The sequence below is a fragment of the Salifodinibacter halophilus genome, assembly GCA_012999515.1.
GTDB classification, from domain to species: Bacteria; Pseudomonadota; Gammaproteobacteria; order Nevskiales; family Salinisphaeraceae; genus Salifodinibacter; species Salifodinibacter halophilus.
The window spans coordinates 918656-932152 of the sequence record JABEEB010000001.1 but is presented as its reverse complement, the minus strand read 5'-3'; the positions used below and the strand labels follow the sequence as shown (position 1 = coordinate 932152).

Annotated in this window: 12 protein-coding genes; 9 read left to right on the top strand and 3 right to left on the bottom strand. The window is 60.5% G+C overall.

Annotation, left to right across the window (positions count from 1 at the left end):
- The first annotated feature begins 55 nt into the window (after nt 1–55).
- Nucleotides 56–292, top strand: a complete 237-nt coding sequence (locus HKX41_04210; protein NNC23357.1) for a hypothetical protein — start codon at nt 56–58, stop codon at nt 290–292.
- Nucleotides 293–305: 13 nt separating this feature from the next.
- Here HKX41_04210 and HKX41_04205 read toward each other — a convergent pair whose 3' ends face one another.
- The 3 genes from HKX41_04205 to ubiG all read right to left on the bottom strand — a co-directional run bounded on the left by HKX41_04205 (nt 306) and on the right by ubiG (nt 2745).
- On the bottom strand, nt 306–1145 hold the full coding sequence (locus tag HKX41_04205) for a hypothetical protein (GenBank protein NNC23356.1): 840 nt from the start codon (nt 1143–1145) through the stop codon (nt 306–308).
- Nucleotides 1146–1363: 218 nt separating this feature from the next.
- Complete coding sequence (locus HKX41_04200; protein ID NNC23355.1) at nt 1364–2038, bottom strand: HAD-IA family hydrolase; 675 nt, start codon at nt 2036–2038, stop codon at nt 1364–1366.
- Complete coding sequence (gene ubiG / locus HKX41_04195; protein NNC23354.1) at nt 2035–2745, bottom strand: bifunctional 2-polyprenyl-6-hydroxyphenol methylase/3-demethylubiquinol 3-O-methyltransferase UbiG; 711 nt, start codon at nt 2743–2745, stop codon at nt 2035–2037. Before ubiG ends, HKX41_04200 begins: the two co-directional genes overlap by 4 nt.
- Nucleotides 2746–3245: 500 nt before the next feature.
- On the opposite strand from ubiG, the gene gyrA reads away from it, so the two are divergent.
- The 8 genes from gyrA (at nt 3246) to HKX41_04155 (ending at nt 13466) form a co-directional block, all read left to right on the top strand.
- Nucleotides 3246–5825 carry a DNA gyrase subunit A gene (gene gyrA, locus HKX41_04190; protein ID NNC23353.1) on the top strand — a complete coding sequence of 860 codons (2580 nt, stop codon included), beginning with the start codon at nt 3246–3248 and terminating at the stop codon, nt 5823–5825.
- Nucleotides 5826–5872: 47 nt separating this feature from the next.
- Nucleotides 5873–6955 (top strand): 3-phosphoserine/phosphohydroxythreonine transaminase, encoded by a 1083-nt coding sequence (gene serC, locus HKX41_04185; GenBank protein ID NNC23352.1) that lies wholly within the window; start codon nt 5873–5875, stop codon nt 6953–6955.
- Between the two features lie 45 nt (nt 6956–7000).
- Nucleotides 7001–8191 carry a phosphoglycerate dehydrogenase gene (locus HKX41_04180; protein ID NNC23351.1) on the top strand — a complete coding sequence of 397 codons (1191 nt, stop codon included), beginning with the start codon at nt 7001–7003 and terminating at the stop codon, nt 8189–8191.
- Nucleotides 8192–8224: 33 nt separating this feature from the next.
- A complete protein-coding gene (gene pheA / locus HKX41_04175) occupies nt 8225–9325 on the top strand; it encodes a prephenate dehydratase (GenBank protein NNC23350.1) in 1101 nt (366 codons plus the stop codon).
- A 143-nt stretch (nt 9326–9468) separates the two neighbouring features.
- Nucleotides 9469–10587, top strand: coding sequence for a histidinol-phosphate transaminase (locus HKX41_04170; protein ID NNC23349.1), 1119 nt, complete (start codon nt 9469–9471; stop codon nt 10585–10587).
- Nucleotides 10584–11465, top strand: a complete 882-nt coding sequence (locus tag HKX41_04165; GenBank protein NNC23348.1) for a prephenate dehydrogenase/arogenate dehydrogenase family protein — start codon at nt 10584–10586, stop codon at nt 11463–11465. Before HKX41_04170 ends, HKX41_04165 begins: the two co-directional genes overlap by 4 nt.
- Before the next feature lie 4 nt (nt 11466–11469).
- Nucleotides 11470–12774: a 3-phosphoshikimate 1-carboxyvinyltransferase gene (aroA, locus tag HKX41_04160; protein NNC23347.1), complete on the top strand. Its 1305-nt coding sequence runs from the start codon at nt 11470–11472 to the stop codon at nt 12772–12774.
- Nucleotides 12775–12776: 2 nt separating this feature from the next.
- The gene (locus tag HKX41_04155; protein NNC23346.1) at nt 12777–13466 is read left to right on the top strand and encodes a (d)CMP kinase; all 690 of its coding nucleotides are present in this window, start codon (nt 12777–12779) and stop codon (nt 13464–13466) included.
- The last annotated feature ends 31 nt before the right edge of the window (nt 13467–13497 follow it).

The following is a 13497-nucleotide window of genomic DNA, read 5'->3' as shown; positions in this document are numbered from 1 at the left end:
AAACAAGCGTGGCGCGCTACGTTGTGGATTGGAGCGGTCTCACACGGAGACGATCATGGCGACTACAAATACCAGCACCAACCATCACCGTGGCCTAGCGATCAGCCTGGCCTTCGGCCGGCTGTGTCTGGCTATTGTCGCCGCAGTGCTTAGCCTGGTCGCGAATTTCCTCGCTGCGGTGATGGCTTCTGAAAGCGATAATCAACCTGACGATGATCAAAACCAGGATGGTTGGGATTGCGGATCTGCCGGACCTGGTTTCTATATAAGCGGCATCCGCCAAGACGATTAGGCTTGACGGCGCACTAAACTTTGCCTCCTGAGGTTTCATTCTGGCCTTTCTTGCCGCCTTCCTTACCGGCGCTGCTTGCTCCATCTCCTCCTTTGGTAAGGGATGTGCTAATCCCAGTACCCACGCTATAACCAGCCCAACTGAGCATCCCCATCCAGAGCGGTGGGAACACGAACATCAGCGTGGCCTTCACCAACCCCAGGACACCCTGGTCATAGACGGATCCCAGGCCGGCCACATAGCCCATCTTGGCGGCCTCGCTATCGTAGACCAAATCGGTCAGATGGTTCTGTAACCAGTGGGATAACTGGAACCAGAAGTCCAACGAAATCACGCCAAAGTAGGCGAATGTGAGCAGGCCGACCACTTCAAAGCTGTAGCCTGAGAACACGATGACGAGCGGCATGGCCATTACGATGGCCATCAGCACCAGGTACTGCACTTTGGGCAGGGCATGGGCAGCCACGCTCTGCATGCCGTAAGATGGCAGGGTGCCTACGCCAACCCCTAGCATGCCGCCAACCGTGCCTAGGGTTGAAGTGAACCAGTTGCCGCCGGCGCCACCTGACCCCGTCGTGCCAGCATTGCCATGGGCACTCCCGGCCCGGTTATTCAATAGCCCGCGAATCGTATACTCGTCGGCCTTATTCGACGGAAACGTGGAATACACGCTTTTCTGAAAAGCTGTATCCAGTTGCGCTTTGAGCCGGTCGCGTACCCCATCATCCGAGTTAGACCACCACGTCTTGCACGACGGATAGCCCCCTTGAGACGGGTTGGTGCCATGCCCGCCGTCGCGCTCGGCGTTATACGAAAACCGCTTGAGGGGTTTGCGAGCCTGGCTTTCCCGCACCCGCGGGGATCGACCTGCGACGAATGCGACGAGTTGGGCGGATTCGCTGTCTTCCCCGCATCTGCGGGGATCGACCCGCTATCGAGACGCTGCTCGGCAAGACCCACCAGGCTTCCCCGCACCCGCGGGGGCGGATCATCGGAAATCACGCCTGCTTTACTAAGCCGTTCCCCGCACGAGCGGGCGTTAGTTTTCTCCTCAGCCAGCGTTGAGAACGATCAGGACTCGGTTGGGGCTAGCTCGTTGATCGCGCTTTCGATGTCGGCCGCGTTTGTCACTGTCGTGTTGGATTGCCAAGTAGCTGGGTCTTCATCGGCGGGTATGTATCCGTAGGCGGCACCGATGGTGTGGAGTTTGGCCGCTCGGCCGGCCTGCATGTCGCGTGCTGAGTCGCCGACATAAATTGATCCAGCAGCACTGGCGCCTAGGTGCGCAAGGCCAAGCTCGATGGGCGCCGGATCGGGCTTGGGGGCATGCGCGCTGTCACCGCCGACGACGCAGCCGGGTGGCGGCTCGAATCCCATCGTCTGCATGAGCGGCACGGCGAGTGCTTCGGCCTTGTTGGTGACTACTCCCCAGTGCCAGCCGCGTTCGACAAGCTCGGTAATCAAGGCACGGATGCCGGGATAGGGCGCGGTTTCGCGTGTCAGCCGGGCTTGGTAACGGTCGATGAAAGCGTGGTAAGTGGCCTCATAACCGTTATCGCCAGGACGCAGGTCGAGCCCGCGTTCGAGCATGCCGCGGGCGCCATATGAGCACATCGGTGCGAGCACCGAGCGCGGTAGTGTGTCCAGGCCGTGCTCATGTCGGAGCTCGTTAACTGCGCCGACTAGGTCGGGCGCGGTGTCGAGCAGTGTGCCGTCGAGATCGAATAGGACTGCAGGCGCACTCATCGTGCCGCCTGTTGGCGTTCTGCGTGCACGAAGTAATTGACGCGTGGCTGGCCGCCGAAAGTCGCTGATCGGGTCAGTGGGTTGTAGTGCATGCCAATGATCTCGGATGGTTCGACGCCGGCGTCGCGCAGCCAGCGGGCGAGTTCACTTGGGCGTATGAGTTTGCTGTATTCGTGCGTGCCGCGTGGCAGCAGGCCAAGTGCGTATTCAGCGCCGCCGATAGCTATTGCCCAGGCGAGTGCGCTTCGGTTGATGGTCGAGAAAAATAGGTCACCGTCGGGTTTGCACAGTGCCACGCAATCGTCGACGACGTAGTTGGGTTCGTCGACGTGTTCCAGCATTTCGTAGCCGATGACGATGTCAAATGCGCCTTTTGCTTCGGCCACCAGCTCGCGTGTTTGGATTGTTCGATAGGTTATGTCGAGACCGGATTCAGCAGCGTGTGCCCGCGCTGTTTCGATCATGGGAGCGGCGCCGTCGATGCCGGTGACGTGCGCGCCGCGCTGCGCCAATTCCTCGGCGAGCAGGCCGCCACCGCAGCCGACATCGAGCACCTTTTTACCCGCCACTGGCGCACGCTGGTCGATAAAGTCGGTGCGCGGTCCATTGATGTCGTGCAATGGGCGCATGGCGCCGTCGGCTTGCCACCAGTTGGCGGCGTGGTCGGCAAACTTGTTGAATTCGGCGTTTTGGTCGCTGACGCTCATGGCAGTTCTCGACTGGTTCTGGAGCCGGCGATTATTAATGGCCGGTACGCCGTAGTTTACGGCAGGCTGCAACACAGTGTGGCGGATACCGACCGCAAATGGCAGCGTCATCGCGTTGCCGGCGCTTTCTTGCACCGAGTTGCCGCCCGTGGCTTGGGTGTTGCGCTTTAGACTAGCCTGGTTACCAGGTCGTAAACCGGCGGTATCTCGGTCCGGCGAAATCGGTCGCTACGGCGTGATCGTGTAGCCATGTGCGACCGCTGGTCGCATGGCAACGAACCAGTGCGTGTGGCTAGCGCAGTCAGCTAAATGCACAGGTAGTTGGCGGGCAGATTCGGGGACAGCCAAAGGCGTTGTGTATGCGGCCGGGGCATGGGGATTTGCTGTGCTAGACTGCGGCGTTTGTCGACGGCTCATGCGCATTGGCGCCTGACCGTCAACACACCGTGGTAACGACGTGCCAGCAATGGCTTTGATACGCGGTCGATAACGCTGAAAAAATGAGCGACATCGCTAAAGAAATACTGCCGATCAATCTCGAAGATGAGATGCGGCAGTCATATCTCGACTACGCCATGAGCGTCATCGTTGGGCGAGCATTGCCCGACGTGCGTGATGGATTGAAGCCGGTGCATCGGCGTGTGCTTTATGCCATGCACGAGCTCGGTAACGATTACAACAAGGCGTACAAGAAATCGGCGCGTGTGGTCGGTGACGTCATCGGTAAATACCATCCGCACGGCGACTCGGCGGTTTACGACACCATCGTTCGCATGGCGCAGGATTTTTCCATGCGCTACGTGCTGGTCGATGGTCAGGGTAACTTCGGTTCGGTCGACGGCGACGCGCCCGCGGCCATGCGTTACACCGAAGTCCGTATGGCCAAGCTCGCGCACGAGATTCTGGCTGATATCGGCAAGGATACGGTCGATTTCCAGCCGAACTACGACGAATCCGAAACCGAACCGGAGGTGTTGCCCACGCGCCTGCCGAACCTGCTAGTCAATGGTGGCACCGGTATCGCCGTGGGCATGGCGACTAACATCCCGCCGCACAACATCGGCGAACTGGCTGGTGCTTGTTTGGCGCTGGTCGATAACGAGGACATCACGCTCGATGAGCTGATGGAACATCTGCCGGGGCCGGACTTTCCGACCGCCGGCATCATCAATGGTGCCGAAGGCATTCGTGAGGCCTACGCCACCGGGCGTGGCCGAATCTATATCCGGGCTCGTAGCCACTTCGAGACCATTGATAAACAAGGCAAACAGGCGATTGTCGTCACTGAGTTGCCGTATCAGGTCAACAAAGCCCGGTTGCTGGAAAAACTCGCCGAGCTGGTCAAGGACAAACGCATCGACGGCATCACCGAACTGCGTGACGAGTCCGATAAAGACGGCATGCGCATGGTCATCGAGCTGCGGCGCGGTGAAACACCTGAGGTGGTGCTGAACAACCTCTATCGCCAGTCGCAGATGCAGACCGTGTTCGGCATCAACATGGTGGCGCTGGACGAAGGTCAGCCGAAGACGCTGGATTTAAAGCAGCTGCTAGAAGCATTTATCCGGCACCGGCGCGAAGTGGTCACCCGCCGTACACAGTACGAGCTGGCCAAGGCGCGAGCGCGTGCTCATGTGCTGGAAGGCCTGACCGTCGCGTTGGCCAATATCGATGATGTCATCGCACTGATTCGGAGCGCGGCCAACCCGGCAGCCGCAAAAGAAGCGTTGACCACCCGCCGCTGGCCACCGGGGCAGGTTACGTCCATGGTCGAGCGTGCCGGCGCCGATGCGTCGCGACCGGCCGACCTGTCGGTCACGGATGGTCTGCAGAACGATGGCAGCTATCAGCTCACCCACACCCAGGCCCAGGCGATCCTGGACCTGCGTCTGCATCGCCTGACCGGTCTCGAGCAGGACAAGATCATCGAAGAATTCGAGCAGTTGCTCGACCGAATCGCTGATTACATCGACATTCTGTCCAGTGAAGAGCGCCTGCTCGAAGTCATTCGTGGCGAGATCAAGGCCATACGTGAAGAGTACGGCGACGAACGTTGCACCGAGATTATTCAGGCACACCGTGACCTAACCACGGCCGATTTGATCGAGCCGGAAGACGTGGTGGTTACGCTCACTCACGCTGGCTATGTCAAGTCGCAGCCATTGTCGGCCTATCGCGCGCAGCGCCGCGGCGGACGGGGCAAATCGGCAACACAGACGCGCGATGAAGACTTCATCGATAAATTATGGGTGGCCCACAGCCACGACACGCTGCTGTGCTTCTCGTCAGTGGGCAAGGTCTACTGGTTGAAGGTATACGACGTGCCCAGTGCAGGCCGTGGTGCGCGCGGTAAGCCGATCGTCAATCTTCTGAATCTGGACAGCGACGAGCGTATCTCGCAGGTGCTGCCGATCAAGGACTTCACGACCGGCGAGAATGTCTTTTTCGCCACGCGGGACGGCGTGGTCAAAAAGACTGCGCTGGAGCAATTCTCGCGCCCCCGTGCCGCTGGCATTCGGGCTATTGATCTGCGTAGCGACGACGCGCTGGTTGGCGTCAACCTGACCAGCGGGCAAGATGAAGTCATGCTGTTTTCGCGCGCCGGCAATGGCATCCGCTTTACCGAAGCCGACGTGCGCCAGATGGGCCGTGATGCGGCCGGTGTGCGCGGGTTGCGGTTACAGGCCGACTGTAATGATGCCGTGATTTCGCTGATCGTGGTACGCGAAGGCGATGTGCTGACGCTGAGCGAGTCCGGCTACGGCAAACGCACTGCGGTGACCGATTTCCCGCTGCGCGGTCGTGGTGGCCAGGGCGTGCGCGCACTTAAATGTTCGGATAAGACCGGGGCGGTCGTAGGTGCGACGCAGGTCGTCGAATCCGACGAAATCATGCTCATCTCCAACACTGGCACATTGATTCGCACCGCGGTCAGCGAGATCTCGCAGCTGGGGCGCAATACCCAGGGTGTGCGCGTAATCCGTATGGACGACGATCAGCGACTCGTCGGTATCGACCGTGTTGCGACCGAGTCCGACGACGCCTCGACGGCTGACGACAGCACCGAAGACGACGGCTGACCCCGTCGCCGGATAACCAGTCATTTGAAGTAGGGAGCAAAGACCCTATGGCACGTGTGTACAACTTCAGCGCCGGACCGGCTACGCTGCCGCGCGCAGTCCTCGAGCAGGCTCAGGCCGATATGCTCGATTGGCAGGGCGCTGGTATGTCGGTGATGGAAATGAGTCACCGCGGCGAGGCGTTTATGTCGATCGCGCAAAACGCCGAGGCCGATCTGCGTCGGCTTCTGAAAGTGCCCGATAACTATAGCGTGTTGTTTTTGCAAGGCGGTGCTGCTGGCCAATTCTCAGCCGTGCCGCAAAATTTGATGGGCAACTCGGCGGTTGCCGATTATCTGATCACTGGCAGTTGGAGCAAAAAAGCCGTCAAGGAAGCCGGCAAATACGGTGACGCCCGCGTGGCGGCATCGAGCGAAGATATAAGCTTTACGGACCTGCCGCCGCGCAATAGCTGGCAACTCAGCGACGACGCGGCTTATGTTCATTACACGCCGAACGAAACGATCCAGGGGCTGGCGTTTCCGGAAACGCCGGACACGGGTGATACGCCACTGGTTGCCGACCTGTCGTCAGCATTTCTGGCCGAACCACTGGATGTGTCGCAGTACGGCATTATCTACGCTGGAGCTCAGAAAAACGCCGGCCCAGCGGGCATAACCATCGTCATCGTGCGTAACGACCTTCTGGACCAGGCGCAATCGACTGTGCCCATGACCTGGGACTACGCCCAGCAGGCCGATGGCGGCTCCATGCTGAATACGCCATCGTGTTTTGCGTGGTATATGGCGGGTTTGACGTTTCGATGGTTGCTGGACGAGGGTGGCCTCGAAAGCATTTCTAACGTGAACCAGCGCAAGGCGAACAAGCTCTATCAGGCGATTGACGAGTCGGCTTTTTATCGCAATCCGGTCGCCGAGCATGCACGTTCGATCATGAATGTGCCGTTTCTGCTTGCCAACGACGATCTGAATAAGACGTTTCTTGCCGAGGCCGAGGAAGCGGGTCTGCACGCGCTGAAAGGGCATCGTTCGGTCGGCGGTATGCGCGCCTCGATCTATAACGCCATGCCGGAGGCCGGCATTGATGCGTTGATCGACTTCATGCGCGATTTCGAGGCGCGGAACGGCTGATTAGCCGCCGCGTCTCGCTCGATTTTATTTGAAGCCAGGAGATCTATGACTTTCAAGATCCAGACGTTGAACAGCATTTCCACACGTGGGTTGGAACGCTTGCCGCGCGAGCGTTACGAAGTCGCCTCGGACATCGGCGAGCCAGACGCCCTCATCGTGCGTTCGGCCAACCTGCACGACACCGAGTTCGGCGACTCGATCAAGGCGATCGGCCGGGCCGGTGCGGGCGTCAACAATATTCCGGTTGACGCGTTGACAAGGCGTGGTGTGCCAGTGTTCAACGCCCCAGGTGCCAACGCCAATGCTGTCAAGGAGCTGGTGCTAACCGGCATGCTGGCGGTCTCGCGCCACATCATCGATGCTTGGTGCTATGTCGAGAGCCTGGAGGAGACAGGTAACGACCTCAAAAAGAAAGTCGAAGCCGGCAAGAAAGAATTCAAAGGAACCGAATTGCCGGGGCGAAAACTCGGCGTCATCGGTCTTGGTGCGGTCGGTGTAAACATCTCCAACGCCGCACACGCGCTCGGCATGAAGGTGCAGGGTTTTGATCCGGGCATCACGATCAATAACGCCTGGCGTTTGCACGCCGACGTCGACGAAGCGCTGTCGGCCGATTCGCTGTTCGCTGGATCAGATTTCGTGACGCTACACGTGCCATTGGTCGAAGCTACCGAGAATCTGGTCAATAGCAAGCGCTTGGCTTCTATGCAACCGAACTCGGTGCTGCTGAACTTCGCACGTTCCGAAATCGTCGATGAAGACGCCGTGCTTGACGCGTTGGATAATGGCAACCTGCGCTACTACATCTGTGACTTTCCGTCAGAAAAATTGCGCGGGCATAGTAAGGTCATCGCTTTGCCGCATCTCGGTGCCTCGACAGACGAGGCCGAGGACAACAGTGCGATCATGGTCGCTGACGAGCTGTCTGAGTATCTGGAATACGGCCATATCCGCAACTCGGTGAACTTCCCCGAAGCGGTCATGCCGCCGAATCCGGGCGCCCATCGTGTGGCAGTGGTCAACGACAACGTGCCCAATATGGTTGGCCAAATCACCTCGATTCTCGCCAACCGCGGCTATAACATCGCCGATCTTCTGAACAAGTCGAAAGGTGAAATCGCCTACACGCTGCTCGACGTCGACCCAGCGATTGAAAACGGTGTGCTGGATGAATTGCAGGCCATCGATGGCGTGCTGCGTGTAAGCTATCTCGGTTCTTTCGGTGATCGTGTCTAGACGCGGTCGCCGCTTGTCGGTGATTATTCCCACATGAACGACAATACCGGCAATAAAATGATAGCCGCACGCGAGGCGATCGACGAAATTGATCGTCGATTGCAATCGTTGATCGCCGAGCGTGCCGGCTGGGCCGAGGAGGTCGGGCGCATCAAACAGATCGACGGCCGCGCCGATTTCTATCGGCCCGGCCGCGAAGCTGAAATATTGCGTCAGGTCGCGGCGGGTAGTCACAAGCCGCTGTCCGCTCCGGCCATGACCCGGATCATGCGCGAGATCATGGCGGCGTGCCGGGCGCTGGAGCAGCCCTTGGCCGTCGCCTATCTCGGGCCTGAAGGTACCTACACCGAAGCTGCGGTCTACGACCATTTCGGCCAATCGGTGTCCGCCCGACCGCAGGAATCGATCGAGCAGATTTTTCGCGAAGTCGCGGCCGACAATGCCGACTTCGGTGTAGCGCCGATCGAGAATTCGACACAGGGCGTGGTCAGCTCCACGCTCGATCAGATGGTCGATAGCCGGCTCTCGATATGCGGCGAAATTCGACTCGGTATCCATCATCAGTTGTTGTCGCGCGCGGCGTCGCTCGACGATATTCACGAAATCCAGGGCCACGGTCAGGCACTCGGCCAGTGCGGCGAGTGGCTTGATGTGCATATGCCCAACGTCGTCCGCCGGAGCGTGTCTAGCAATGGGGCGGCTGCGCGGGCGGCCGCCGGGGATGACTCGATCGCCGCTATCGCTGGCCACTCAGCGGGTGCCGCTTATGGCCTCGATGCACTCGCCCGCAACATCGAGAATGACCCCGACAACACAACGCGGTTCCTGGTACTCGGCAAGCAAAACGTGGCCCGCACCGGCTGCGATACGACTTCCATCATGGTCGCGATCAAGAACCGACCCGGGACCTTGTATCGGCTCCTGGCTCCGGCTGCGGACGCTGGCGTGGATCTGGCGCGGATTGAGTCGCGGCCGTCACAGCGTGGCACGTGGGATTACAATTTCTTCATCGACCTGCAAGGCCACACCGACGACGACGCGATCCAGCGGACACTGACTGCGATCGAGTCCGAAGCTGTGCTCCTGAAAGTTCTCGGCTCCTATCCACGCGCTGTGGGTGAATCAGACGGCTAGGTGCGCACTGAAATGCGTGTGGCAGGGGGTGCCTAGGGGCGGCTCGCTGATTGCGCGTGCGGGTTATCATGCGCATGTTGACTTGGGGCCGTCGCGCAACTGTCGTATGAGCATCGGCGCGACCACGAATCGTGACAATCTGCATGAGTAACGCTGTCTGGAACAACGCCCACGCCGGGATCCATGAGTTGCACGCTTATGTGCCCGGTAAGCCGATCGCCGACCTGGAGCGCGAACTGGGGGTGGAGTCGATCCTGAAACTCGCCTCGAACGAGAACCCGTTCGGCATGGCTCCGGCCGCGCAAACGGCGCTCGCCGAGCATGCCGGTGATCTGCGCTACTACCCCGACGGCAATGCGACGCCGCTGAAACAGAAACTCGCTGCGCGCTACAACATCGAGCCGGCGTGTATCACCCTCGGCAACGGCTCCAACGATATTCTGGAATTGGCCGCACGGGTGTTTCTCGGGCCGGACAAAAATGCCGTTTTGTCGCAGTACGCATTTGCTGTATATCCGATTGTCACGCGCGCGGTTAATGCCGAGGCGCGTGTTGTGCCCGCGCTCGGTGCGCGCGCATCGATGCCGTTTGGCCATGATCTGGAGGCGATGCTCCAGGCGATCGACGCTAATACCGGCGTGGTGTTCCTGGCCAGCCCGAACAATCCGACCGGCACCTGGATCGAGCGTGAGGCGCTCGAAGACTTTATTGCCGCCGTGCCGTCGTCTGTTGTCGTTGTGCTGGACGAGGCCTACGTCGAGTACCAAGATCCCGAGGCGCGCGTGGACAGCCGCGCACTTTTAGAGCGCCACGATAACCTGATCGTCACGCGCACGTTTTCCAAAATCTACGGCTTGGCCGGGCTGCGGGTTGGCTACGGCCTGTCGTCGTCGGTTATTGCCGATCTTCTGAATCGTATTCGTCAGCCGTTCAATGTCCACACGCTTGGCCAGATCGGGGCTGCGGCGGCGCTCGATGACACCGACTTTATCGAGCAATCCATTGCGACCAACTGCGAACAGCGCCCCCGGGTTGAACGCGAGTTGGCCGCGCGTGGGTTCGATACGTTGCCCAGCGCGGCCAACTTCGTCACCTTCGACTGTGGTAGTGCTGCCGAACCGATCTTCGAAGCTATGCTGCATGAGGGTGTGATTGTGCGTTCGCTGGCCAGTTACGACCTGCCGAACCACATTCGGGTCACGATCGGGCGGGCGAGCGACAACGACCGGTTCTTAGCAGCGCTGGATGCGGTAACGTCGTGAACGACGTCTTGGCGGTTGATCGGATCGCGATCGTCGGTCTTGGGTTGATCGGCGGGTCGATCGCGCTTGGTCTCGCGCGTGCCGGGTTTGCTGGCGAGTGCGTTGGCGCCGTGGTGAATGCGGATGAGCGTGAACGTGCGTTGTCGTGCGGCCTTGTCGATCACGTGGAGATTGGCGCCGCACGCGCGGCCACGAATGCCGATGTGGTTATCGTGGCGGTACCGCTCGGTCAGGCTGAATCCGTGTTTTCAGAAATCGCCGATGTCATCGGTCCGCAGTCGATCGTGACCGACGTCGGCAGCGCCAAGGCCGATGTCATGGCTAACGCGCAGAACGGCTTGGGTGCGGCTTATTCACGGTTCGTGCCCGGACATCCGATCGCCGGTACGGAGCATAGTGGCCCGGAGGCTGGGTTCGCCGAGTTGTTCGATGGTCGCCGTGTCGTATTGACGCCGGATGATCAAGCGGATGCCGGGGCAACGGCGTTCGTATCCGGTCTCTGGCAGGCGCTCGGCGCGCACGTGACACAGTTATCGGCCGCGACCCACGACCGCTTGCTGGCTGCGACCAGTCATTTGCCGCATGCGCTGGCCTTTACGCTGGTCGACGCGTTAGCCACGGGCGACGATGCCGACACGGTATTCGACTATGCAGGCGGCGGTTTTGCCGATTTAACCCGCATCGCAGCCAGTGACCCGGCGGTCTGGCGCGATATTTTCGCCGCCAATCGAAATGCTGTTGTCGCCGCACTCGACGATTATATCGGCGCCCTCGGCGAAACCCGGCGTGCAATCGCCAATGACGATGCGCCAGCCGTGTTCGAGCGTATCCAGCGGGCTCAAACCGCGCGGAGTCGTCTGACGTTGCAAAAGCTTTAACCCCATGGAATTCCACATTGAACCTGGCGGGCGTTTAACCGGGCAAATACGTGTGCCCGGCGATAAATCAATCTCGCACCGCGCATTGCTGCTGGGGGCGATCGCCGAAGGTCGGACCACAGTGGCCGGGTTTTTAGAATCCGAGGACTGTCTGGCAACACTGGCGGCCGTGCGTGCACTTGGCGCGCGCGTTGAGCGCGAGGGTGAGTGCTGGCAGATTGAAGGCACGGGTGCCAGCTCGTTGACGGCTCCTGATGCGTCACTGGATCTTGGCAATTCAGGCACGTCGATGCGCCTGCTAGTCGGCGTGCTGGCAGGGCAGTCGTTTGCCAGCCATGTAACCGGCGATGCCAGCTTGTATCGGCGGCCCATGGATCGGGTTATCGAGCCACTGACGCAGATGGGGGCGGCCATCCAATCAGATGAAGGCTGCGCGCCGTTGACGGTGCATGGGCAACGCCCGCTGACCGCTATCGACTACACGCCGCCGGTAGCCAGTGCGCAGATCAAATCCTGTGTGCTCTTGGCAGGACTGTTCGCCGACGGCCGGACCACGGTGCGCGAGGTCGGTGTCAGTCGCGATCACACCGAACGCATGCTATCGAGTTTCGGGGTGCCGGTAACGCGTTTTGAGGCGGGCGTATCGATCATTGGCGGGAGTCCGCTCTATGGAACGGATGTGGTCGTGCCGACGGATCTGTCATCGGCGGCGTTCTTTCTGGTTGGTGCGGCGATCGCGCCGGATAGTGCGTTGTGGCTGAGCGAGGTCGGGATCAATCCGACGCGTCGTGGTGTGCTCGATTGTCTTGCCCGTATGGGGGCGGTGATCGAATACCACAACGAGCGCGAACTCGCCGGCGAGCCGGTCGCCGATCTGCATATACGTGGCGGCGATTTGAGCGCGATTGATATCGGCGCGGTGGATGTGGCGTTAGCCATCGACGAACTGCCGGCGCTTTGTATTGCCGCAGCCTGCGCGCGCGGCACCACGCAAATCACCGGTGCGGCCGAATTGCGGGTTAAGGAATCCGATCGAATCGCCGTGGTGGCCGGCGGGCTGGCCGCGCTTGGGGTTGATGTGACCATCCAGAGCGATGGCATGACCATCACAGGTACGGACGCCGCCGATGCATTTGCTGGTGGTCGGATTGCCACGCACGGCGATCATCGCATTGCCATGGCGTTTGCAATGGCCGCGCTCCGCGCCAGTGCGCCAATTGTCATCGACGACTGCGCGCCGGTCGCGACATCGTTTCCCGGTTTCGAGACACTTGCCGCCGAAGCTGGTTTGGCAATCGCGAGGCAATGACGATGGCAGAAAGCGCACCCGTTATAACGCTCGACGGCCCGGGGGGCGCGGGCAAAGGCACGCTGGCACTCGCGCTCGCGCAACGGCTGGGGTGGCAGGTGCTGGATAGTGGCGCCCTATATCGCGCGATGGGTTTGATCGGCGCACGTGCCGGATGGTCGCCGGACGTGGCGGCGGATCGAACGGCGGCTGCGGACGCAGCGGCACAACTCGCCGTGTCTTTTGAGATCACGCCCGACGGCATTCGCGTGTCGCGAGAGGGTGAAGATATCACCGAGACGATCCGATCCTCTGAAGTGGCCGAGCAAGCGTCGCAGTGGGCCGCTGTGCCGGCGGTTCGCGATGCACTGCTGGCGCGCCAGCGCGCATTTGCACAGCCGCCCGGGCTGATCGGCGATGGCCGCGACATGGGGACGGTCATTTTCCCGGACGCCGCATGCAAGTTCTATATAACGGCGTCGGCTGAACAGCGAGCCCGGCGACGGCTCGCTCAGTTGTCGATGCCCAAGACCACTGATAAAATCGGAAAACTTTACAACGAGATTGAAACGCGGGACGCGCGGGATCGCGAGCGTGAGGCGTCGCCGTTGAAGCCTGCAGCGGATGCCGTAGTCATCGATACCAGCGATGACGATCCGTCCAGCTCGCTTGAGCGGCTGCTTGCCGAGGTGAGTCGGCAAGGCATCGCCTGACAAGCGGTTCGCGTGCCTGTGTGCTCGATCG

Bases quoted from the DNA above. Each gene is read 5' to 3' on its own strand.
- HKX41_04210 (NNC23357.1), top strand. From the start codon at position 56: ATGGCGACTACAAATACCAGCACCAACCATCACCGTGGCCTAGCGATC.
- HKX41_04200 (NNC23355.1), bottom strand. From the start codon at position 2,038: ATGAGTGCGCCTGCAGTCCTATTCGATCTCGACGGCACACTGCTCGAC.
- ubiG (NNC23354.1), bottom strand. From the start codon at position 2,745: ATGAGCGTCAGCGACCAAAACGCCGAATTCAACAAGTTTGCCGACCAC.
- gyrA (NNC23353.1), top strand. From the start codon at position 3,246: ATGAGCGACATCGCTAAAGAAATACTGCCGATCAATCTCGAAGATGAG.
- serC (NNC23352.1), top strand. From the start codon at position 5,873: ATGGCACGTGTGTACAACTTCAGCGCCGGACCGGCTACGCTGCCGCGC.
- HKX41_04180 (NNC23351.1), top strand. From the start codon at position 7,001: ATGACTTTCAAGATCCAGACGTTGAACAGCATTTCCACACGTGGGTTG.
- pheA (NNC23350.1), top strand. From the start codon at position 8,225: ATGAACGACAATACCGGCAATAAAATGATAGCCGCACGCGAGGCGATC.
- HKX41_04170 (NNC23349.1), top strand. From the start codon at position 9,469: ATGAGTAACGCTGTCTGGAACAACGCCCACGCCGGGATCCATGAGTTG.
- aroA (NNC23347.1), top strand. From the start codon at position 11,470: ATGGAATTCCACATTGAACCTGGCGGGCGTTTAACCGGGCAAATACGT.
- HKX41_04155 (NNC23346.1), top strand. From the start codon at position 12,777: ATGGCAGAAAGCGCACCCGTTATAACGCTCGACGGCCCGGGGGGCGCG.